Genomic DNA, 21,090 nt, shown 5'->3' with positions numbered 1-21,090 from the left:
CAAGAGGCCCGGAACCTTTCGAGGTTCCGGGCCTCTTGCCGTGCTCTACGGACCGTCACCCTCCGCGTTCAATGACGGTACGTCAATGTCTTTTCTGTGCGGGTCACTTGTACTGGATGCCCCACAGGTTGCTGCTCTTCTTGACCGGGGCGACGTTGTTGGACTTCGTCCAGATCTTCACCTTCTTGCAGCCGCCGCCGAACTTCGGCACCAGGTGGGACTTGGTGACACTGAAGCCCTTGGCCTCGTGGTACATCATCAGGCGGCCCCTGGTCTTGCCCTTCTTCTTCGCGACCTTGGCCGAGTAGGTCCAGGTGTCGGACTTCGTCCAGGACTTGCCGACGGCGACGCTGAACGAGGTCGACGCCTTGGCGAAGATGACGCCCGCTTCGGCGCCCACGGTCGCGGTGCCGGTGGCCGTCCAGGTGCCCGTCTTGTTCTTGGCGTAGCTGATGGTCACGCCCGGCTTCGCCCAGTCGCTGTGCACGTTGGTCGCACGCCAGACGGTCTTCTTGCTGCCGATCGAGTAGATCGGCGTGTCGTCGCACTTGGTGCCGGCCGAGGCCGGTGCGGCGGACACCGCTACGACTCCGGCGCCCAGCAGCGCGGTGGAGAGAACGGTGCTCATGACACGCTTCACGTAGATCCCCCGGATCTGTGGTCTTCCTGTGGGTTACGTGTCACATCCTGGCATCCAAGTGCCCAGTTAAATAAGGGACTTGAGTGATTATTGAGCTTTGGTAGCGGGACGCGGACATGATCGATACTTCGTCCCGGGGAGGCGCCGGGCGGCAGCATCGGGCCGTTCGGCGCGCGGGCATACGGAAGCGCCCGGAACCGATCGGTTCCGGGCGCCTTTCCCGTATACCCGGGAACCGGGCTCGCAGGTGGCTCGGGTCAATGGGCCGACGTGCTCGGTTCCTTGGGCCGGGAGAGCTCCGCGGTTCACGGACCGGTCAGGTCCGTGTCGGCGAGGGCGCCCCCGGGGCCGGGGCCAGGGGTGTCAGGCCTCGGTCTTGGGGTCTTTGGTGGTCTTCTCGAGCTTCGGGCCCTGGGAGGAGCTACGGGCCTGCGGAACGGACGACACGGTCTGGGGGTCCTCGGGGTAGTGGCAGGCCGTCAGATGGCCGTCCCGGCTGCCCTCGACCCGTACCAGCGGCGGAGCCTCGCTCGCGCACTTGTCCGTCGCCTTCCAGCAACGGGTGCGGAAGCGGCAGCCCGACGGCGGGTTGACCGGGGAGGGCACATCGCCGGTGAGCAGGATGCGCTCACGGGCCGGCACGTCGTCGGCCGTCGCCTCGGGCACGGCCGAGAGCAGCGCCCTGGTGTACGGGTGCCGCGGGTTGCCGTACAGATCGTCCCGGTCGGCGATCTCCACGATCCGGCCGAGGTACATGACGGCGACGCGCTGCGAGAAGTGGCGCACCACGGCCAGGTCATGGGCGATGAAGAGGAACGCGATGCCCAGCTCCTGGCGCAGCTCCTGCAGCAGGTTCACCACCTGGGCCTGGATCGACACGTCCAGCGCCGAGACCGGCTCGTCGGCCACGATCAGCTTCGGCTCCAGAGCGAGCGCGCGGGCCACCCCGATGCGCTGGCGCTGACCGCCGGAGAACTCGTGCGGGAAGCGGTTGAAGTGCTCCGGGTTGAGCCCGACGATCTCCAGCAGCTCCCGTACGCGCGCCTCGCGGCCGCCCGCCGGGTTGATGTTGTTGATCTCCATCGGCCCGGCGACGATCTTGCCGACGGTCTGCCGCGGGTTCAGTGAGGCGTACGGGTCCTGGAAGATCATCTGGATCTCGGAGCGGACCGGGGCCAGCTGCTTGCGCGAGGCGTGCGTGATGTCCTGCCCGCGGTAGGTGATCCGGCCGGCCGTCGGCTCCAGGAGCCGGGTGATCAGCCGGCCCGTCGTCGACTTGCCGCAGCCGGACTCGCCGACCAGGCCCAGGCTCTCGCCCTCGCCGACGGAGAAGTCCAGCCCGTCGACGGCCTGGACCGCGCCGACCGTCCGCCGGATCGGAAAGCCGCCCTTGATCGGGAAGTGCTTGGTGAGTCCGGAGACGTCCAGGAGGGGATCTGTGCTGCTCATAGTGGGGAAGTCCCGTCTCTTGTACGTCAGTTGGGCCGGGTACCGGCGAAGTCGGCGAAGAATTCGGTGCGCTGCTCCGGTGTGAGGTGGCAGGCGGCCCCGCGGGCGTTCACCAGCTCCAGCAGCGGCTGATCGGTCGCACAGCGCTTGCCGCCGACCTGCTCGGTGAACGAGCACCGCGGATGGAAGCGGCAGCCGGTCGGCGGGTTGAGAAGGCTCGGCGGAGAGCCGGGGATCGGCGACAGCGGTACGTCGACCGGGCCGTCGAGGCTCGGCATGGACCCCAGCAGACCCCAGGTGTACGGGTGCTGGGGCGCCCGCAGCACCTCCTTCTTGGTGCCGCGCTCCACGCACCGGCCGCCGTACATCACCAGCACGTCGTCCGCGATGTCGGCGATCACGCCGAGGTCGTGGGTGATGAAGACGATCGCGGTGCCGGTCTCCTGCTGGAGGTCCTTGAGCAGGTCCATGATCTGGGCCTGCACGGTGACGTCCAGCGCGGTGGTCGGCTCGTCCGCGATCAGCAGCTCCGGGTTGCAGACCAGCGACATGGCGATCATCGCGCGCTGGCGCATACCGCCGGAGAACTGGTGCGGATAGTCGTCCACCCGCAGATCGGGCTGCGGGATGCCCACCTTGGTGAGCATCTCCACGGCCCGCGCCCGTGCCTCCCGCTTGGAAGCCCCGGTGTGCTTGCGGTACGCCTCACCGATCTGCCGGCCCACCGTGTGGTACGGCGACAGCGAGGCCAGCGCGTCCTGGAAGATCATGGCCATCTTGTTGCCGCGCAGCCGCTCCAGCTCCCGCTGCGAGGCGCTGAGCAGATCCTGGCCGTCGAGCAGGATCTCGCCGTCGATCTCGGTGTGGTCGGGGTCGTGCAGGCCGAGGATCGTCAGGTTGGTGACGGACTTGCCGGAGCCGGACTCGCCGACGATGCCGAGCGTCCTGCCCTTCTCCACGTCGAAGGAGAGGCCGTCGACGGCCTTGACGACGCCGTCCTCGGTCGAGAAGTGAACGTGTAGATCCCTGACGGAGAGGAGGGGCTGCTGATCGGTGCTCGTCACGGGGACGCTCCAGGAGGATGTTGCGGGAGAAGGGGGTGGGCCGGAGGGGGAGCGGGGTCAGGCGAGCCGGATCCGCGGGTCGATGAGGCCGTAGACGGCGTCCACGATGATGTTGGCGAAGACGATCGCGCCCGCCGCGACGATGGTGACCCCGAGCAGCATGGGCAGGTCGCTGGTGTCGACCGAGCGCACGGAGAGCTGGCCGAGCCCCTGCAGGCTGAAGGTCACCTCGGTGATGATGGCGCCGCCGATCAGCGTGCCCAGGTCGATGCCGAAGATCGTGACGATCGGCCCCATCGCCCCGCGCCAGGCGAAGCGGAAGAAGACCGAGCGACGCGACAGACCCTTGGCACGTGCGGTGCGGACGTAGTCCTCACTGAGCTGCTCGACGAGCTGGGAGCGGGTCATACGGGTGTAGTTGGCGGTGAAGATGATCGACAGCACCAGCCAGGGCAGCAGCAGTCCCGATGCCCACTTCACCGGGTCCTCGGTGAGCGGTGTGTAAGAGGGCTGGTCGAGCAGTCCCATCTGCTGCACCAGCAGGAACATCGCGATGTAGCCGACGAAGTAGATCTGGAGCGAGGAGCCGACCAGCGAGAGGGAACTGGCGATCTTGTCGAGCGGCTTGCCCTGCTTGACCGCGGCGAGCATGCCCGAGCCGACACCGAGGATCACGAAGAAGAAGGCCGCGCCCGCCGAGAGCGAGAGGGTCAGCGGCAGACGGTCCATGATCGTGCCGAACACCGGCTGGCGGTTGGTGAACGAGTAGCCGAGGCAGGGCGCCGGGCAGTGACCGTAGTTCCCGTAGTCACGGCCCATGAAGATGCCGGTCAGCCAGTGCCAGTACTGGACGGGCATCGGGTCGGCGATTCCCAGGTTCTGCTTGATCTGGGCGAGGAGTTCGGGTGTGCAGACCTTGCCGCAGGCCATCCGGGCGGGGTCACGGGGTATCGAGTAGAAGAGATAGAAGGTGATGGCGCTGATGACCAACAGAATGACGATAGCGCCGGTCACGCGGCGGAGAAGAAATCGAAGCATGGGGTCGTGACTTTCCGGGTGGGGCGCCGTCGCCGAGGGGTAGTGAGCGGGGAGTGACCGGGATCGGGGGAGGGCGGCCGGTCCGGCCGCCCTCCCCCTACCGGATCACGCCTTGGCGTAGAGCTTGGTGATCGCGATGCCGGTGGTGCCCGAGTCGTAGACGAAGCCGCCGACCTTGGAACCGTGGAACCAGTTACGGATCGGCCAGTAGTCCGGAACGACGGCGGCCAGCTCCATGATCTGCCGGTCGATGGCGCCCCAGGCCTTGTTGGCCTCTTCCGGGTCGGTGATCTTGGCCGCCGCGTCGATGGCCTTGTTGACGCCCGCGTCGTTCAGCTGCGGCCAGTTGGAGGCACCGTTGGCGATCACGCGGCCGTCGAAGGTCGGCTGGAGGGCGGTGTAGCCGCCCGGCCAGTCGGCGGACCAGCCGGCCGCGAACATGTCGAAGTGGTTGTCGATCTGGGCGATCTGGCTGTAGAAGGAGGTCTTGTCGACCTGCTGCGTCACCACGTCGAAGCCCGCCTTGGTGAGCGCGCTCTTGATGACGACGGCCTGCTTGACCGCGTTGTCGGACTGCTGGAAGGCGATGACGATCTTCTGGCCTTCCTTGCCGGCATCCTTCAGCAGCGCCTTGGCCTTGACCGGGTCGCCGGCGGGCTTCGCCTTCTTGCCGTAGAGGTCGAAGTCGACGTGGCCCGGGGTCATCGGGCTGATGACGGTGGTGGCGATCTCGGAGGACGAGGCGCCGCCGCGGATCAGCTGGGTCTGCTGCGAGGGCCAGGCGTAGTTGAGCGCCTGACGGACCTTGACGTCCTTGATGCGGGTGGTGTTGATCGCGTAGTAGTAGGTCGCCGTGTCCAGGTGCGTCAGGACGCGCTTCTTCAGCTCCGGGTCGCCGAGCACCTTCTGGACACGCTCGGCCGCGACCTCGTTGAGCAGCGAGAACGTGTACTGGTCATTGCCCTGGTCCGCGGTGTAGCGGTCCGTGGACGCCAGGGACTGGAAGCCGAACTGCAGCTGGAACTTGTCCGGGTACGCGTTGCGGATCGGGTCCGTCTTGGCGTCCCAGTGGGGGTTGCGCGACAGCGACATCGACTTGCCGATCTGGCGGGCGTCGATCTTGTACGGGCCGCAGGAGAACGGCTTCTTGTCGTAGTCCTCCTTGGTGTCCTTCTTCTTCGGCACCAGGGAGAAGGCGCGCATGCCCAGCGTGAAGTTGAAGTCGCCGTGGGCTTCATCGAGGTGGAAGGTGACGGTCTTGCCGTCGATCTCGATCGAGTCGAGGTGCTTGCCCTCGTAGGGGCCCTTGTACTTGTCGCCGCCGGCCAGCCACTCCTGCGGGTAGCGCGGGCCGAAGGTCACGAACTTGGCGAAGAGCCGCTCGAAGGTGTGGCGGACATCGTCCATCGAGATGTCCGAGCCGTCCTCCCACTTCACGCCGTCCTTCAGGGTGAACGACCAGGTCTTGCCGCCGTCCTTCGACGTGCCGGCGTCGGTGGCGAGGTCGCCCACGAGCGTGGTGGTGCCGTCCATCGCGACCTTGTAGCCGACCAGGCCACGCATGAACAGCGGGGTGAGGAAGCCCTCGTAGCTCGACCAGATCTGCGCCGGGTCCAGGTGGTCGCAGTCGATCTGGTCCATCGAGTAGAGCGTGCCGCCCTTGACCGCGCCCGGAACCTCGGGGGCGGGACCGGCGGAGTCGGCCTTGGTGCCGACCAGGATCGCGTTCCCCTTGCTGCCGCTGACCTTCGGGGCGCCCTTGTCGGTGCCCTTGCCGCCGCCCGCGTCACCGCTGCTGCATGCGCTCAGGACAGTGGAGCTCGCGGCCGCCACACCGGTGGCGATCAGGAAGTTTCTGCGGGAGAAAGACATGCGTATCGGTCCTTGGGATCGGTGGACGAAGCAGGTACGACAGGCCGGACCACAGCGGCCGGGCTGGATGGAGCAGAAGCTCAGCGCTTCGACTTCGGGTCGAGCGCGTCGCGTACTGAGTCGCCGAGCAGATTGAAGGCGAGCACGAAGACGATCATCGAGATGCCCGGGAAGAGCATGAAGGTGATGTCGTCCGTGTAGAAGGACGCTCCGCGCTGGATCATCACGCCCCAGTCGGGCGTCGGGTCGATGATGCCGACGCCGAGGAAGGCCAGGCCCGCCTCGGCCGTCACGAAGGCCGGCAGAGCGAGAGTGGCCTGGATCAGGATCGGCGTCCAGAGGTTCGGAAGCAGTTCCTTGAAGATGATCCGGGCCGGAGAGGCTCCGGTCACCTTCGCGGCCTCGACGAACTCCCGCTCGCGCAGGGCCAGTACCTGGCCGCGCAGCAGACGGGCCATCGAGGCCCAGCCGAAAGCGGTGAGTGCGAGGACCAGACACGTGGCCCGCAGCGATGTCGGGATCTCGTCGTCCGGCGCCACGAAGAGCGCGTAGACGACAGGCATGAAGGCGATCAAGAAGAGCGTCGACGGGAACGACAGCAGAATGTCGATGACCCGGCCGATGAAGTAGTCCGTCTTGCCGCCCAGATATCCGGCGGTGACACCGATGACGACACCGATGACCGTGACGAGAATGGTGGTCGCCGCCGCGAGCAGCAGTGAGGTGCGGATTCCGTACAGCAGGAACGTGAAGACGTCCCGGCCCAGTTGGGGCTCGACACCGAACCAGAAGTCGCTGCTGATGCCGCCGTTGGGCTTGACCGGATAGGCGAAGCCGTTGAGCAGCCCGGGGATCTCCTGGCCGTACTGCGTGTACGGGTTCTTGCCGTACAGCTTGGCGATCAGCGGCGCGCAGATCGCGATCACGAAGAAGAACACGACGATGTAGGCGGAGAGCACGCCCGTCCTGTCGCGCTTGAAGCGCCGCCAGGCCAGCTGGCCTGGACTCCGTGCGTCGGCCCCCTTGTCGGGGCCTGCGGGCTGCCGGGACTCCTCAACGACTTCGGTGGCAGTGGTGTCCACCGGAGCGATGGGGGCCGGGGATGGCGTGGTCATCGAGCTCCTGTCCCCGTACGGAAAGCGGCATCCTCCGGGGCAGGAGGAACCAAGGGGTTGGAACGGACCCAATCAATCACGTTGACAACGGTCAATCGGCTACGGAACTCCACACCTGGTCTTTAGGTTCTTGACCAGAACTTGACAAGAAGCAGATGTCCTACAGGTGGACGCTTGTTTTGCACACTTGGGCAATAGGGGTAACTCGGGCGGGCGCGTCCGATCATGTGTGTGTCCATTTCGTTATGCGGGGCATGCGGGCGACTCGGTGACGGATACACACGTACGGCCGCGGTTAGGGTGCGTTGGTCCCGATCTGAGGTGATATTTGGCTCTACGTGTGATGAAGACCTAGAGGAGGCACTCCATGCGCGGAGCCACACAGGCCAAGTGGGCCGCATGCGCGGTGGCCGTCGCCCTGGCGGCGACGGCATGTGGCGGAGGGGGCAGCAGCGGTGGTGGCGGTGGTGCCGACGGAATCGTGAGCTCCTCCTGGGGTGACCCGCAGAACCCGCTGGAGCCCGCGAACACCAACGAGGTGCAGGGCGGCAAGGTCCTCGACATGATCTTCCGGGGACTCAAGAAGTACGACCCGAAGACCGGCGCGGCCACCAATATGCTCGCCGAGAAGATCGAATCCAAGGACAACCAGAACTTCACGATCACCGTGAAGGACGGCTGGACCTTCAGCAACGGCGAGAAGATCACCGCGAAGTCGTTCGTGGACGCCTGGAACTACGGGGCCCTGCTGAAGAACAATCAGAAGAATGCCTACTTCTTCGGTTATATCGACGGATACAACAAGGTGCACCCCGCATCAGGCAGTGCCAGCGCGAATACGCTCTCCGGCCTCAAGCTCGTCAACGACAAGACCTTCACGGTCAAGCTGATGCAGAAGTTCTCCCTCTGGCCCGACACCCTCGGCTACCCGGCCTTCGCCCCGCTGCCCAGGGCCTTCTTCACCGACCACGCCGCCTGGGTGTCCAAGCCGATCGGCAACGGCCCGTACACCGTCGACAAGTACACCAAGGGCTCGTCGATGGACCTGCGCAGGTGGGACAAGTACCCCGGGGACGACAAGGCGCAGAACGGTGGCATCGACCTCAAGGTCTACACCGACAACAACACCGCCTACACCGACCTGACGGCCGGCAACCTCGACCTCGTCGACGATGTGCCCGCCTCGCAGCTGAAGAACGTCAAGGCGGACCTCGGCGACCGGTACATCAACACCCCGGCCGGCATCATCCAGACCCTCGGCTTCCCCTTCTACGACAAGAAGTGGAACACCCCCGGCGGCATCAAGGTCCGCCAGGGCCTGTCGATGGCGATCAACCGCGATCAGATCACCAGTCAGATCTTCCAGAACACCCGCACCCCCGCCTCCGACTGGACCTCCCCGGTGCTCGGCGCGGACGGCGGCTTCAAGAAGGGGCTGTGCGGCGCGCCCTGCGAGTACAACGCGGCGAACGCCAAGAAGCTGATCCAGGCGGGCGGTGGCATCCCCGGCGGCCAGCTCAAGATCTCGTACAACGGGGACACCGGCTCCCACAAGGAGTGGGTCGATGCCGTCTGCAACAGCATCAACAAGGTGATGGGGAACAACAAGGCCTGCGTCGGCGCCCCGGTCGGCACCTTCGCCGACTTCCGCAGCCAGGTCTCCCAGCAGAAGCTGACCGGCGCCTGGCGGGCCGGCTGGCAGATGGACTACCCGCTGATCCAGAACTTCCTGCAGCCGGTGTACTACACCGACGCCTCGTCCAACGACGGCAAGTGGAGCAACAAGCAGTTCGACGGCCTCGTCGACAAGGCCAACGCCGAGTCCGACAAGGCCAAGGCCGTCTCGACCTTCCAGGACGCGGAGAAGGTCCTGGTCGCGCAGATGCCCGTGATCCCGCTCTGGTACCAGAACGGCAGCGCCGGCTACTCGGAGAACGTCACCCATGTGTCGCTGAACCAGTTCAGCGTTCCGGTGTACGAGCAGATCAAGGTCAAGTGACCCGTCGAGGCCGGGTGGCCGGTGCGTTCCTGGCACCGGCCGCCCGGCTTCCGCATCCCGCCGACGCGTCGTTCCCCGGCCTGGGATTCCCCGGCCCCGGCGCTCCCCAGCCCCGCGCCTCTGACCCCCGCGACCCCCGGAGCCCTTCATGGGACGTTATGTGATCCGGCGGCTGCTGCAGATGATCCCGGTCTTCTTCGGCACCACGCTGTTGATCTTCCTCATGGTGAATGTGATGGGTGACCCCATCGCGGGTCTCTGCGGAGACCGCCAGTGCGATCCGGCGACCGCAGCCCAGCTCCGCTCGGAATTCGGCCTCGATAAGCCGGTCTGGCAGCAGTACTTCACCTATATGGGCAATGTCTTCACCGGCGACTTCGGCACCGCGTTCAACGGGCAGAAGGTCACCGATCTGATGGCGACCGCCTTCCCCATCACCATCCGGCTCACCATCGTGGCGCTCTTGTTCGAGGTCGTCATCGGCATCAGCCTCGGGGTCATCACCGGTCTGCGCCGCGGCCGCCCCATCGACACCACCGTGCTGATCCTGACCCTGGTCGTCATCTCCATCCCGACCTTCGTCACCGGTCTGCTGCTCCAGCTCCTCCTCGGTGTGAAGTGGGGGATCATCGATCCGTCCGTCTCCTCGGAGGCGCCGTTCAACGAACTCATCATCCCGGGGCTCGTCGTCGCCTCCGTCTCCCTGGCATACGTCACCCGGCTCACCCGGACCTCGATCGCCGAGAACGCCCGCGCCGACTATGTCCGCACCGCCGTCGCCAAGGGACTGCCCAGGCGCCGCGTGATCATCCGGCATCTGCTGCGCAACTCGCTGATCCCCGTCGTCACCTTCATCGGTACGGACGTGGGCGCCCTGATGGGCGGGGCGATCGTCACGGAGCGGATCTTCAACATCCACGGCGTCGGCTACCAGCTCTACCAGGGCATCCTGCGCCAGAACTCCCAGACCGTCGTCGGGTTCGTCACCATTCTGGTCCTCGTCTTCCTGGCGGCGAACCTGATCGTCGACCTGCTGTACGCCGTACTCGACCCGAGGATCCGCTATGCCTGAGCAGACACCGGACGAGGCGATCTCACCGGCCGGAGCGGGAGGCGTGATGGACCTGGCCCTGGAGGAGGGTGCGACCCTCGAAAAGACACCGGGCGGCCCCGAAGGCACCGGCCCCGCAGAGAAGCCGCGCAGTCTGTGGTCCGACGCCTGGCGGGATCTGCGCCGCAACCCCGTCTTCATCATCTCCGCCCTGATCATCGTCTTCCTGGTGATCATCTCGATCTGGCCGTCGCTGATCGCGGACCAGGACCCCCTCAACTGCAACCTGGGCAAGGCCCAGGAGGGCTCACAGCCCGGCCACCCCTTCGGCTTCGACGGACAGGGCTGCGACGTCTACACCCGGACCGTCTACGGGGCCAGGAACTCGGTGACCGTAGGCGTCTGCTCCACCCTGGGCGTCACCCTGCTCGGCAGCCTCCTCGGCGGTCTTGCCGGCTTCTACGGCGGCTTGTCGGATTCGTTCCTCTCCCGTATCACCGACATCTTCTTCGGCATCCCGGTGGTCCTCGGCGGCCTGGTCTTCCTCTCCGTGGTGCCGAGCTCCACCGTCTGGCCGGTGATCGGCTTCATCGTGCTGCTGGGCTGGCCGCAGATCGCCCGCATCGCCCGCGGATCGGTCATCACGGCAAAACACAACGACTACGTCCAGGCGGCGCGGGCGCTCGGCGCCTCCAACGCGCGGATGATGCTGCGCCACATCGCGCCCAACGCGGTCGCCCCCGTGATCGTCGTCGCGACCATCGCCCTGGGTACGTACATCTCGCTGGAGGCGACCCTCTCGTTCCTAGGCGTCGGCCTGAAACCGCCGGCCGTCTCCTGGGGCATCGACATCTCCGCCGCGGCCAACTACATCCGCAACGCCCCGCACATGCTGCTCTGGCCCGCCGGAGCGCTGGCGGTCACGGTGCTCGCGTTCATCATGCTCGGCGACGCGGTGCGCGACGCCCTCGACCCCAAGCTGCGCTGAGGAGCCCGCTGCCATGTTGCTCGAAGTGCGCGATCTGCACGTGGAGTTCCACACCCGCGACGGGGTGGCCAAGGCTGTCAACGGGGTCAACTACTCGGTGGCCGAGGGCGAGACGCTGGCGGTCCTCGGCGAGTCCGGCTCCGGCAAGTCGGTCACCGCACAGGCGATCATGGGCATTCTCGACATGCCCCCGGGGAAGATCAGTGGCGGCGAGATCCTCTTCAAGGGCCGTGATCTGCTGAAGATGAAGAAGGAGGAGCGCCGGAAGATCCGCGGCCAGGAGATGGCCATGATCTTCCAGGACGCGCTCTCCTCCCTCAACCCCGTGCTCAGCGTGGGGGAGCAGCTCGGCGAGATGTTCGTCGTCCACCGCGGGATGTCCCACAAGGACGCCAGGCGCAAGGCCGTCGAGCTGATGGACCGGGTACGCATCCCGGCCGCGAAGGAACGCGTCGGGAACTACCCGCACCAGTTCTCCGGCGGAATGCGCCAGCGCATCATGATCGCCATGGCGATGGCGCTGGAACCCTCGCTGATCATCGCCGACGAGCCCACCACCGCCCTCGATGTGACCGTCCAGGCTCAGGTGATGGACCTGCTCGCCGAGCTCCAGCGCGAGCTGAACATGGGCCTGATCCTGATCACCCACGACCTCGGCGTGGTCGCGGACGTCGCCGACTACATCGCCGTGATGTACGCGGGCCGGATCGTCGAGTCGGCCCCCGTCCACGAGATCTACAAGGCACCCGCCCACCCGTACACCAAGGGCCTGCTCCAGTCGATCCCGCGCCTGGACCAGAAGGGCCAGGAGCTGTACGCGATCAAGGGCCTGCCGCCCAACCTGCTGCACATCCCGCCCGGCTGCGCCTTCAACCCGCGCTGCCCGATGGCCCAGGAGATCTGCCGAGGTGAGGTACCGCCTCTCTTCGAGGTGGCCGAGCACCGTGAGAGCGCCTGCTACTTCTGGAAGGAGACGCTCGATGCACGCTGACCACTCGGGGCGCAGGGAGGCGCGCGAAGAGGGCGAGGTGGCCCGCGCCCTGCTGGCCAGATCGCGGGCCGGGTCCGCGGCGGCCGGCGGCGAGCCGATCCTGGAGGTCCGCGATCTGGTCAAGCACTACCCGCTGACCCAGGGCATCCTGATCAAGAAGCAGGTCGGCGCCGTCAAGGCGGTCGACGGGGTCTCCTTCGACCTGGCGGCGGGCGAGACGCTCGGCATCGTGGGGGAGTCGGGCTGCGGCAAGTCGACCGTGGCCAAGATGCTGGTGCATCTGGAACAGCCGACGGCCGGCGCGATCAGGTACAAGGGCGAGGACATCACCAAGCTGTCGGGGCGCGCACTGAAGGCCGTGCGCCGCAACATCCAGATGGTGTTCCAGGACCCGTACACCTCCCTCAACCCCCGGATGACCGTCGGCGACATCATCGGGGAGCCGTACGAGATCCACCCCGAGGTGGCCCCGAAGGGCGAGCGGCGCCGCAAGGTCCAGGACCTGCTGGACGTCGTCGGGCTCAACCCGGAGTACATCAACCGCTATCCGCACCAGTTCTCCGGCGGCCAGCGCCAGCGCATCGGCATCGCCCGCGGGCTGGCCCTGAACCCCGAGATCATCGTCGCCGACGAACCCGTCTCCGCCCTCGACGTCTCCGTGCAGGCGCAGGTCGTCAACCTGCTGGACCGGCTCCAGGCGGAGTTCGGGCTGAGTTACGTCTTCATCGCGCACGACCTGTCGATCGTCCGGCACATCTCCGACCGGGTGGGCGTGATGTATCTGGGCCGGATCATCGAGATCGGCACCGACGAGCAGATCTACGACCACCCCACGCATCCGTACACCCAGGCGCTGCTGTCCGCCGTACCGGTGCCGGACCCGATGGCCCGCGAGCACCGGGAGCGGATCATCCTGTACGGCGATGTCCCCTCGCCCGCCAACCCGCCCTCCGGCTGCCGCTTCCGCACCCGCTGCTGGAAGGCGCAGGAGCGGTGCGAACTGGAAGTGCCGCTGCTGGCGGTTCCGGCGGTCTTCCGGCTGGCGGACACACCGGCCGCGCACGATTCGGCCTGCCACTTCGCGGAGGAGAAGCAGGTGGTGCCGCCGGAGGGGCTGCTGGAGACGCCGGGGGGGTTGCCCGGGGAAGCCGACGCGGATGAGGACGAGGATGAGGATGAGGAGGAGGATGAGGAGGAGGGCGCCGTGGGCCAGGAGGACGGGCCGCCGCCTTCCGGGAGCGGCCGGGCCGGCTGACCGAGGATGCGTTAACGCGCGGGCAACTTGGCCGTCTCACGTCCGATATACGAACGCGCCAGCATGGTCTGCGTACGGCCGTGCGGGTGCCGTGAACCGGCCGGGGTGACGTCAACTCTCCCCGGTCGGTTGCCTGTTCGCACACCACCTGGGCGCACCCCTTGTCCGGTGGGCGGCGACGGTGGAGTATCGCTCGCGTGATACTCACACGGGGGGCAAGGATCACCGGCGCTGTACTCTGCGCCCTGCTCGCGGTGATCGTCGTCGGCTGGCTCGTACGGGATGTCAGGGCGGTCGACGATTCCGGTGAGTTGTGGCGGTACTGGGCCGGCTACTACGACGCGCGGCTCTCCGTGATGCCCGCCACCTCGGCCAACGACGTGGTGCTGCTCGTGGTGTATCTCGTCGCCGCCTTCGCGGCCCTGCGGTCCTCGGTGGCCTCCACTGTGCTGGTCGCCACCGGCGTGGTCACGCTCGCCGTGCGGCTGCCCGGACTCTGGAACATCGGTGAGTCCCGGATGAACCCGCGGTTCGCCGACGACCTCCGTACCCGCGCCCTGATCTGTGCCTTCGCGGCCCTCGCGGCAGGCATCGCGCTCATCATCACCGCGGGGGCCGGTCGCAGGCCACCGCGTGACTTCTCCGAACGCGCCCCGACCCGGCCCGGCCAGGGCGCGAGTGTGACCGCCTTTCTGCTGCTGGGCGCCGCGGGGGCGGTCGCGATCGCCTGGGAGATCCGCCAGGCGGTGAGGTTCCCCGACATCTACCCGGAGTGGTACGTGGGCGGGGACCGGGTCCTCCAGGGGCTGATCGACCCGCCGCCCGGCTGGTTCACCGCAGTCCTGGCGCTGCTCTGTCTGTTCGCGGCCGCGAGCGCGCTCTTCCACGCCGTGCACGCACGGCCGTTCGGCCTGATCGCCGCCGCTGTGCTGCTGACCGGTGGGGTGACGGGAGTGGTCCGCGCCGTGCACTACGAAATGCTGGACCACTTCGGCGATCTGCCGACCGAGGACCAACTCACGGTGGCGACCTGGTTCTTCGAGGTGATCACCGGTGCGGTGGTGCTCATCGTGCTGGCCCGGCGAGGCTCCGCGGATGCCCCCGGCCGGCCCCACCAGGGCTACGGCCAGGGGTACGGCCAGGGGTACGGCTATCCGCAGCCCGGCGTCTTCGGCCCGCCGCCCCCGTCCCAGCCCCCGCCCGGCTGGTGACGGGGGCGGCCGGAGCCGATCGCCCGGTCGCCCCGGTCAGGTCACCCCAGCAGCCCCAACGACCGCTTCAGGAAGTCCACCTGGAGCAGCAGCAGATTCTCCGCCACCTGCTCCTGCGGCGTCATGTGCGTCACCCCGCTGAGCGGCAGCACCTCGTGCGGGCGTCCCGCCGAGAGCAGTGCCGACGACAGCCTGAGCGAGTGCGCGACGACCACGTTGTCGTCCGCCAGACCATGGATGATCATCATTGGCCGGACCTGGTCCGCTGCCTCGGAGAGCCCCTCGTCCGTCAGCACCGAGTTGTGCGCGTACACCTCAGGCTGCTTGGCCGGGTCGCCGAGATAGCGCTCGGTGTAGTGGGTGTCGTACAGCCGCTGGTCGGTGACCGGCGCGCCCACCACCGCCGCGTGGAAGACATCCGGCCGCCGCAGGACGGCCAGGGCCGCCAGGTAGCCGCCGAACGACCAGCCCCGGATCGCCACCTTGCCGAGGTCCAGCGGGAACCGTCCGGCGAGCGCGTGCAGCGCCTCGACCTGGTCGTCCACGGTGAGGACGAGGTTGTTCTTGACGGCCTTCTCCCAGCCCGGTGAACGTCCCGGTGCGCCCCGGCCGTCCGCGACGACCACCGCGAAGCCCTGATCGGCGAACCACTGCGACGTCAGATGCGGATTGTGGGCGGCGAGCACCCGCCGGCCGTGCGGGCCGCCGTACGGATCCATGAGTACCGGAAGCGGGCCGTCCGACTCTTTGTACGCCTCGGGGAGCAGCACGGCGCACGGAATTCGCCGTGCGCCCCCCTCGGTGAGGTGCACCCGCGCCGACAGAACCGGCTCCTCCGCATGACTCGCGACGGTGGCGATCCGCTTGCCGTCCCGGAGCACCTCGGCACGGGCCCCCGGCCGTTCCAGGGAGTGGGAGACCAGCACCGTCACGCCGCCCGCGCGGACGGCCGAATGCACCCCCGCCCCTTCGGAGACCCGCTCGACGCCCAGCTCATTGACCCGGTACACATGGCTCTCGCCGATCTCCGGCTCCGCGGCCTCCTCGCCCGCCGACGCCGAGACCAGGACATCCGACTCACCGATGTCCAGGACCGCCTGGAGCTGCAACTGCGCCCCGGTCAGCAGCCGGTCGCCGACCGCGAGCACCCGCGCACCGCCCTCGTCCGCGATCCGCACGAGCCGCCCGTCCGGCGCCCAGGCGGGCACACCGGGGAAGATCTCCAGCCATACCGGGTCCTCGTCGACATGCACCGTCCGCGTCGAACCCGTCTCCGTGTCCACCGCGAGGAAGAGCTGGCTCTGCTGGTCACGGGCCTGCACGAGCAGCAGCGGAGCCCCGGCCGACGACCAGTGCACCTGCGCCAGATACGGGTGGCGGGCCCGGTCCCAGACCACCTCGGTACGGGTGCCGTCCAGGCCCATCACGAAGAGCCGCACCTCGGCATTGGGCGTCCCCGCCGCCGGGTAGGCGACCTCGGCCGGCTTGCGGTCCGGGTGCGCGGGATCCGCGATCCACCACCGCTGTACGGGGCTGTCGTCGACCCGGGCGACCAGCAGCCGGTCCGACTCCGGCGACCACCAGAAGCCCCGCGAGCGCTGCATCTCCTCGGCCGCGATGAACTCCGCGAGGCCGTACGAGACGTCTTTGTCCTCCGGCTCGGCGAGCGCCCGGTCCCCGTCGCCCTCGGTGCCCACGACGCGCAGCGCGCCCTTCGACACATACGCGATGTGGCGCCCGTCCGGCGACGGCCTCGGGTCGATCACCGGGCCCGGCACCGGCAGCGCGCGCGCCGTACCCGCCCGCAACTCCGCGACGTACACCTTCCCGGAGAGCGCGAAAGCGGCCAACTCGGCCGTCGCGTCCACCGCGTAGCCGACAATCCCCGAGGAACCCTCACGGCTGCGCTCGCGCCGGGCCCGCTCCTGGGGCGACAGCCGCTCCGCCGAACCGCCGAGCAGCGTCTCGGGGTCGGCGACGACGCGTTCCTTCGGCGTGCCGCCCGCAGGCAGATCCAGCACCCACAGCCGGCCCGTCCGGTCCGTGCCGGAGCCCGACCGCAGGAAGATCACCCGCTCCCCGTCGGGTGAAACGGTGAACGCGCGGGGAGCGCCGAGGGTGAATCGCATGGTCCTGGCGTGCTGACGGGGAAACGAGATCTTCTGCGAAGTCATGGGCCCGAACCTAGTCCCCGACCACCCGGTCGTGCGCCCCTCGTGCTGCTGTGCCCCGATCAATGCGGTGCCACGGATAGTTATGATCCGTAGCGCTCGGTGGGTAGGAACCTGCCGGCTCCATATGTGCTGCCCGTCCCGACCGTACTGATGGAGGTGAACCGCCGTGGCACTCTCGATTTCGGCGGTGGTGCTGCTGGCGATCGTCGTCTTCCTGCTGATCCGGAAATCCGGACTGAAGGGCGGACATGCGGTGGTCTGCGCGCTGCTCGGTTTCTATCTCGCCAGCTCGTCCATTGCGCCCACCATCTCGGACCTGACCACGAATGTGGCCGGCATGATCGGAAGCATCAAGTTCTGAGACCCGGCTCGTCGGCGGTCGGTGAGCGGGCACGGTCGGCCCCCGGCGCGCCCGGCTCGTAGGGTGGTCCCCATGACGGACCATCCCGCCCGGCGTCTGCTCCTGGTGCACGCGCACCCCGACGACGAGTCGATCAACAACGGCGCCACCATGGCCAGGTACGCGGCCGAGGGTGCCCAGGTCACCCTGGTGACCTGCACGCTCGGCGAGGAGGGCGAGGTCATCCCGCCCTCACTCGCCCATCTCGCGGCAGACCGGGACGACACCCTGGGCCCCTACCGCCAGGGCGAACTCGCCGCGGCGATGAAGGAGCTCGGGGTCACCGACCACCGGCTCCTCGGCGGCCCGGGACGCTTCCGCGACTCCGGAATGATGGGCACCGAGCAGAACCACCGCCCCGGCGCCTTCTGGGACGCGGACGTGGACGAAGCCGCCGGGTACCTCGTGGAGGTGATCCGCTCGGTGTGCCCGCAGGTCCTCGTCACCTACGACCCCGACGGCGGCTACGGGCACCCCGACCACATCCAGGCACACCGCGTCGCGATGCGTGCGGCGGAGCTCGCCGCCGATCCCGCGTACCGCACCGGATCGGGCGCGGTGCACACCGTCGCCAAGATCTACTGGAACCGGGTGCCGCGCTCGGTCGCCGAAGCCGGCTTCGCACGTCTGCGGGACGCGGCGCCGGACGCCTTCCCGGGGATCGCCGCCATCGACGACGTACCGGGCGTGGTCGACGACACGAGGATCACCGCGCAGATCGACGGCCTGCCCCATGCGGCGGCCAAGGGTGCGGCGATGCGGGCCCACGCCACGCAGATCGCCGTGGACGGCCCCTTCTTCGCCCTCTCCAACGACCTCGGCCAGCCCCTCTTCACCACCGAGTACTACGAGTTGGTGCACGGCGCCTCCGGAGCCCCTCAAGGGGCGCGCGAAGACGATCTGTTCGCCGGTGTACCGGGGGCGCAACGATGAGCGGCAAGCAGCGCACACCGCGCACCGGACCGCCCTCCAGGGACGTGCAGGCCACCGGTCTCGCCGCGCCCGTCAACCCTGGGCGGATCGCCGCCTATGTGGGCCTCGCCGTCCTCGGCGCGCTCGTCGGGATGGCCGGGGCGCTCGTCCAAGCCGCCTGGTTTCCCGCCGGGTTGGTGCTCGCGCTGGTCGCCTGTGCCGGACTGTTCTACGGCGGGCGCTGCATCTTCGGCACCCAGCTCGGCGCCCTGGCACCCGCGGCGGGCTGGCTGATTTCGATCGTGCTTCTGCTCGGCGGACGGCCGGAAGGCGACTATGTCTTCGGCGATGAACTGGGCCTCACTCTTTTCCTGCTGGGCGGGATGGCGATCGCTGTGATCTGTGCCACCATGTCGCGGTCGCCCCAACCGGGCGCCGACAGCGGCCGACCTGGCAAGTAATGTGCCACGTCCGATCCCGTAATGCCCGTTGTCCGTCCGGTGGTCACGCAGTCGTTTCCCCCGGTCGAGGGGTGTCTGTCGGCGGCGGCCAGTAAGGTGGTTCGCGCGCCGAGCCGTCCCCTGGCCTGCGGCATGGGGGAAGTACGGGCGGCGGAGCCAATCGGGAGAACCTGCTTTGAGTCGTGAAACTGACAGTTCGTCCTCCGGGCCCCAGGGGCGCGGAGGAGCCGCGTACCCCTCGGGGACGCCGCCGTACGGATCCCGCCAGTATCCGTCGCTGCACCCTTCGCAGGACGCCCCGGAGGGGGCCCCGGAGGCTGCGGACCCGCCTCAGTCCGAGGAACCGAGGACCGAGACGACGCTGACGACGCGCATCCGGATCAACATTCCGGGCTCGCGCCCCATCCCGCCGGTTGTCATGCGTACGCCCATGAGCGACGCCGACACCGCCGAAGCCGAGCGCACGGGCAGCATCCCGCGCCCGGCCTCGCCCGCGCCGGGCGGTGCGTCGGGTGCCTCCGACGCCGCGCCGGGCGCCGAGGCGAGAGCCGGTGCCGCGCCCGCGGAACCGGCTGCCGACAAGCCGGCCAGGGAGAAGAGCGGCGGCGACTGGTTCGCCCCGCGCAAGGCCCCCATGAACACCTCGGTCGTCGGCGGCAGCGGCAGCGCGGCCGGTGGCGCCGACGGCCCCACGGGCGCCGCGCCCACCCCGCCCCGCGCCGACCTGCCGTACTTCTCGGACGGTCCGCAGCGCACGGGCGACCAGGACGCGCCCCGCCCCGGCGGCAGCGCCCTCGACAAGTTCGGCCCCGGCGCACCCGCGGCCGGCCCGCGTCCCACGCCGAACCTCGGAGTGCGTACGCCGGGCCCCTCCGGACCCACCACGGGCCCGGTCACCGGCACCTCGTCCCTCACCCCGAACCTCGACGGAGCGGGCGGCCTCGGCTCCGGCCCGGCAGGCCCCGGCGGTCCGCGAGTCTCCGGTGGTCCTGCGGGCCCGCAGGGTCCCGGCGCCCCCGGTGGCGTGCCCCCGCGGATGTCCGACGACACGGCGGTGCTGACGCCCCAGTTCGCGGCCCCGGCCTCCGCCGGGCCCGGCGGCAATGTCTCCGGTGACACCCTCACCAGCGGCATCCCCGTCGTCCCGCCGGAGCACCGCTCGCCGTCCCCGTTCCCGAGCGCGGGCGGCCCCGGCGGCCTGGGCGGTGGACGTCCCGATCTGACGCCCCGTATCCAGGACGACCCGATGGGCACCGGACCTGCAGGCCCCGGCGGTCCCGTCGCCCCGTCGCCCACCCCGCCCGCCGCCGCCCGCCCAGCTCCGGCACCCGCGCCCGCGAAGAAGAAGGGCCGCTCCAAGCTGGTCCTCCTCTGCGCAGGCGTCGTCGGCCTGCTCGGTGTCGCGTACGGCGCCGGACTGCTGATGAACCACTCCGATGTCCCCAAGGGCACCACCGTCCTCGGCGTCGACATCGGCGGCGGTACGAAGGAGGAGGGCGTCGCGAAGCTGGACGCCGCCCTCGGCAAGCGCGCCGAGGCACCCCTCCAGCTCTCCGTGGACGGCAAGAAGGCCGAGCTCGCACCGGACAAGGCCGGGCTCGCCCTGGACAGCCAGGAGACCGTGCGCTCCGCCGCGGGCAGTGACTACAACCCGGTCTCCGTCATCGGCTCCCTCTTCGGCGGCAAGCGCGCCGTCGACCCGGTGATCCCGGTCGACGAGGAGAAGCTCGGTGTCGCGTTGACGGACCTGGCGGGCGTCTCCGGCTCGGCCAACGACGGCACGATCAAGTTCGAGCCGGGCAAGGCCGTCGCCGTACCCGGCAAGTCGGGCAAGGCGCTGGACGTCAACCAGTCGATGATCTCGGTGCGCGACGCGTACCGGGCCCAGGTGCAGACCGGCCGGGCGAGCACCGTCCAACTGCCTGTCACCACCCGCGAGCCCACCATCACCCAGGCCGAACTGGACCGGGCGATGAAGGACTTCGCGAAGCCCGCGATGTCCGGTCTGATCACCATCAAGGCCGGGCCCAAGCAGATCCAGTTCGGCCCGGCCAAGTCGCTGCCGCAGATCCTCACGATGGTGCCGATCAAGGGCCGGCTCGTCCAGCACTACGACAAGAAGGCCATCGACACCCTCTGCGACGGCGTGTTCGACGGCATCATGATCACCAAGGGCGACGGCAAGAAGCACCAGCTCAGCGTGGACGACGTGGCGGCCGCCATGCAGACCGCGCTGCTCGGCAAGACCCCCGCCGAGCGGACCGCCACGATCAGCCTCAACGGCAACGGCTGACCGCCCACCGCGGCGAACCACAGCGCACACCCGCCCCCGTCCGGACCCCCGGCCGGGGGCGGCGTCATGCCCGGCGGGCGTACGCCACGACAACGGCATCAGGCGTCCGGCCCCGCAGCGGCGCTGCGCGCCGCAGGCGTTCAGCACCACAGCGGCGCCGCGCTCCGCATGCGTCCG

General features: G+C 68.7%; 17 protein-coding genes. 10 read left to right on the top strand and 7 right to left on the bottom strand.

Translation table 11 applies throughout. The features are described from left to right. Nucleotides 1–103 precede the first annotated feature (103 nt). The 6 genes from ACGFU7_RS18905 to ACGFU7_RS18880 form a co-directional block, all read right to left on the bottom strand. The gene (locus tag ACGFU7_RS18905; RefSeq protein ID WP_393697157.1) at nucleotides 104–628 is read right to left on the bottom strand and encodes a hypothetical protein; all 525 of its coding nucleotides are present in this window, start codon (nucleotides 626–628) and stop codon (nucleotides 104–106) included. Nucleotides 629–1,003: 375 nt separating this feature from the next. Beyond that, nucleotides 1,004–2,089, bottom strand: coding sequence for an ABC transporter ATP-binding protein (locus tag ACGFU7_RS18900; RefSeq protein WP_393697156.1), 1,086 nt, complete (start codon nucleotides 2,087–2,089; stop codon nucleotides 1,004–1,006). Nucleotides 2,090–2,115: 26 nt separating this feature from the next. Beyond that, entirely contained in the window at nucleotides 2,116–3,153 is a 1,038-nt protein-coding gene (locus ACGFU7_RS18895; RefSeq protein ID WP_393697155.1) for an ABC transporter ATP-binding protein, read from the bottom strand. Between the two features lie 57 nt (nucleotides 3,154–3,210). Then, entirely contained in the window at nucleotides 3,211–4,191 is a 981-nt protein-coding gene (locus ACGFU7_RS18890) for an ABC transporter permease (RefSeq protein WP_393697154.1), read from the bottom strand. Between the two features lie 105 nt (nucleotides 4,192–4,296). Further along, nucleotides 4,297–6,063 carry an ABC transporter substrate-binding protein gene (locus ACGFU7_RS18885; RefSeq protein WP_393697153.1) on the bottom strand — a complete coding sequence of 589 codons (1,767 nt, stop codon included), beginning with the start codon at nucleotides 6,061–6,063 and terminating at the stop codon, nucleotides 4,297–4,299. An 80-nt stretch (nucleotides 6,064–6,143) separates the two neighbouring features. Next, entirely contained in the window at nucleotides 6,144–7,178 is a 1,035-nt protein-coding gene (locus ACGFU7_RS18880) for an ABC transporter permease (RefSeq protein WP_393697152.1), read from the bottom strand. Between the two features lie 367 nt (nucleotides 7,179–7,545). Here ACGFU7_RS18880 and ACGFU7_RS18875 point away from each other — a divergent pair, with 367 nt between their 5' ends. The 6 genes from ACGFU7_RS18875 (at nucleotide 7,546) to ACGFU7_RS18850 (ending at nucleotide 14,673) form a co-directional block, all read left to right on the top strand. Continuing rightward, the gene (locus tag ACGFU7_RS18875) at nucleotides 7,546–9,177 is read left to right on the top strand and encodes an ABC transporter substrate-binding protein (RefSeq protein WP_393697151.1); all 1,632 of its coding nucleotides are present in this window, start codon (nucleotides 7,546–7,548) and stop codon (nucleotides 9,175–9,177) included. A 148-nt stretch (nucleotides 9,178–9,325) separates the two neighbouring features. Continuing rightward, nucleotides 9,326–10,249 carry an ABC transporter permease gene (locus ACGFU7_RS18870; RefSeq protein WP_393697150.1) on the top strand — a complete coding sequence of 308 codons (924 nt, stop codon included), beginning with the start codon at nucleotides 9,326–9,328 and terminating at the stop codon, nucleotides 10,247–10,249. Next, complete coding sequence (locus ACGFU7_RS18865; protein ID WP_393697149.1) at nucleotides 10,242–11,216, top strand: ABC transporter permease; 975 nt, start codon at nucleotides 10,242–10,244, stop codon at nucleotides 11,214–11,216. The genes ACGFU7_RS18870 and ACGFU7_RS18865 overlap by 8 nt, the downstream gene beginning before the upstream one ends. Before the next feature lie 13 nt (nucleotides 11,217–11,229). Next, nucleotides 11,230–12,207: an ABC transporter ATP-binding protein gene (locus ACGFU7_RS18860; protein ID WP_393697148.1), complete on the top strand. Its 978-nt coding sequence runs from the start codon at nucleotides 11,230–11,232 to the stop codon at nucleotides 12,205–12,207. Continuing rightward, nucleotides 12,197–13,462: an ABC transporter ATP-binding protein gene (locus ACGFU7_RS18855; RefSeq protein WP_393697147.1), complete on the top strand. Its 1,266-nt coding sequence runs from the start codon at nucleotides 12,197–12,199 to the stop codon at nucleotides 13,460–13,462. Before ACGFU7_RS18860 ends, ACGFU7_RS18855 begins: the two co-directional genes overlap by 11 nt. A 197-nt stretch (nucleotides 13,463–13,659) precedes the next feature. Then, the gene (locus ACGFU7_RS18850) at nucleotides 13,660–14,673 is read left to right on the top strand and encodes a hypothetical protein (protein ID WP_393697146.1); all 1,014 of its coding nucleotides are present in this window, start codon (nucleotides 13,660–13,662) and stop codon (nucleotides 14,671–14,673) included. Between the two features lie 41 nt (nucleotides 14,674–14,714). Here ACGFU7_RS18850 and ACGFU7_RS18845 read toward each other — a convergent pair whose 3' ends face one another. Beyond that, complete coding sequence (locus ACGFU7_RS18845; RefSeq protein ID WP_393697145.1) at nucleotides 14,715–16,847, bottom strand: alpha/beta fold hydrolase; 2,133 nt, start codon at nucleotides 16,845–16,847, stop codon at nucleotides 14,715–14,717. Between the two features lie 166 nt (nucleotides 16,848–17,013). On the opposite strand from ACGFU7_RS18845, the gene ACGFU7_RS18840 reads away from it, so the two are divergent. The 4 genes from ACGFU7_RS18840 (at nucleotide 17,014) to ACGFU7_RS18825 (ending at nucleotide 20,913) form a co-directional block, all read left to right on the top strand. Then, on the top strand, nucleotides 17,014–17,208 hold the full coding sequence (locus ACGFU7_RS18840; protein ID WP_393697144.1) for a hypothetical protein: 195 nt from the start codon (nucleotides 17,014–17,016) through the stop codon (nucleotides 17,206–17,208). Nucleotides 17,209–17,280: 72 nt separating this feature from the next. Then, entirely contained in the window at nucleotides 17,281–18,180 is a 900-nt protein-coding gene (gene mshB / locus ACGFU7_RS18835; protein WP_393697143.1) for an N-acetyl-1-D-myo-inositol-2-amino-2-deoxy-alpha-D-glucopyranoside deacetylase, read from the top strand. Then, nucleotides 18,177–18,620, top strand: coding sequence for a DUF6113 family protein (locus ACGFU7_RS18830; RefSeq protein ID WP_393697142.1), 444 nt, complete (start codon nucleotides 18,177–18,179; stop codon nucleotides 18,618–18,620). Before mshB ends, ACGFU7_RS18830 begins: the two co-directional genes overlap by 4 nt. A 430-nt stretch (nucleotides 18,621–19,050) precedes the next feature. Next, nucleotides 19,051–20,913 (top strand): hypothetical protein, encoded by a 1,863-nt coding sequence (locus ACGFU7_RS18825; RefSeq protein WP_393697141.1) that lies wholly within the window; start codon nucleotides 19,051–19,053, stop codon nucleotides 20,911–20,913. The last annotated feature ends 177 nt before the right edge of the window (nucleotides 20,914–21,090 follow it).

Origin of the sequence: Streptomyces sp. NPDC048473 (assembly GCF_043200155.1) — a bacterium.
Classification (GTDB): Bacteria; Actinomycetota; Actinomycetes; order Streptomycetales; family Streptomycetaceae; genus Streptomyces.
Note: the sequence above shows the minus strand (reverse complement) of the source record. Positions and strands in the feature narration are given on the sequence as shown.

Coding starts and splice junctions, on each gene's coding strand:
- ACGFU7_RS18885 (WP_393697153.1), bottom strand. CDS start 6,063: ATGTCTTTCTCCCGCAGAAACTTCCTGATCGCCACCGGTGTGGCGGCC.
- mshB (WP_393697143.1), top strand. CDS start 17,281: ATGACGGACCATCCCGCCCGGCGTCTGCTCCTGGTGCACGCGCACCCC.
- ACGFU7_RS18870 (WP_393697150.1), top strand. CDS start 9,326: ATGGGACGTTATGTGATCCGGCGGCTGCTGCAGATGATCCCGGTCTTC.
- ACGFU7_RS18845 (WP_393697145.1), bottom strand. CDS start 16,847: ATGACTTCGCAGAAGATCTCGTTTCCCCGTCAGCACGCCAGGACCATG.
- ACGFU7_RS18860 (WP_393697148.1), top strand. CDS start 11,230: ATGTTGCTCGAAGTGCGCGATCTGCACGTGGAGTTCCACACCCGCGAC.
- ACGFU7_RS18905 (WP_393697157.1), bottom strand. CDS start 628: ATGAGCACCGTTCTCTCCACCGCGCTGCTGGGCGCCGGAGTCGTAGCG.
- ACGFU7_RS18830 (WP_393697142.1), top strand. CDS start 18,177: ATGAGCGGCAAGCAGCGCACACCGCGCACCGGACCGCCCTCCAGGGAC.
- ACGFU7_RS18890 (WP_393697154.1), bottom strand. CDS start 4,191: ATGCTTCGATTTCTTCTCCGCCGCGTGACCGGCGCTATCGTCATTCTG.
- ACGFU7_RS18880 (WP_393697152.1), bottom strand. CDS start 7,178: ATGACCACGCCATCCCCGGCCCCCATCGCTCCGGTGGACACCACTGCC.
- ACGFU7_RS18875 (WP_393697151.1), top strand. CDS start 7,546: ATGCGCGGAGCCACACAGGCCAAGTGGGCCGCATGCGCGGTGGCCGTC.
- ACGFU7_RS18855 (WP_393697147.1), top strand. CDS start 12,197: ATGCACGCTGACCACTCGGGGCGCAGGGAGGCGCGCGAAGAGGGCGAG.
- ACGFU7_RS18865 (WP_393697149.1), top strand. CDS start 10,242: ATGCCTGAGCAGACACCGGACGAGGCGATCTCACCGGCCGGAGCGGGA.
- ACGFU7_RS18900 (WP_393697156.1), bottom strand. CDS start 2,089: ATGAGCAGCACAGATCCCCTCCTGGACGTCTCCGGACTCACCAAGCAC.
- ACGFU7_RS18825 (WP_393697141.1), top strand. CDS start 19,051: ATGAGCGACGCCGACACCGCCGAAGCCGAGCGCACGGGCAGCATCCCG.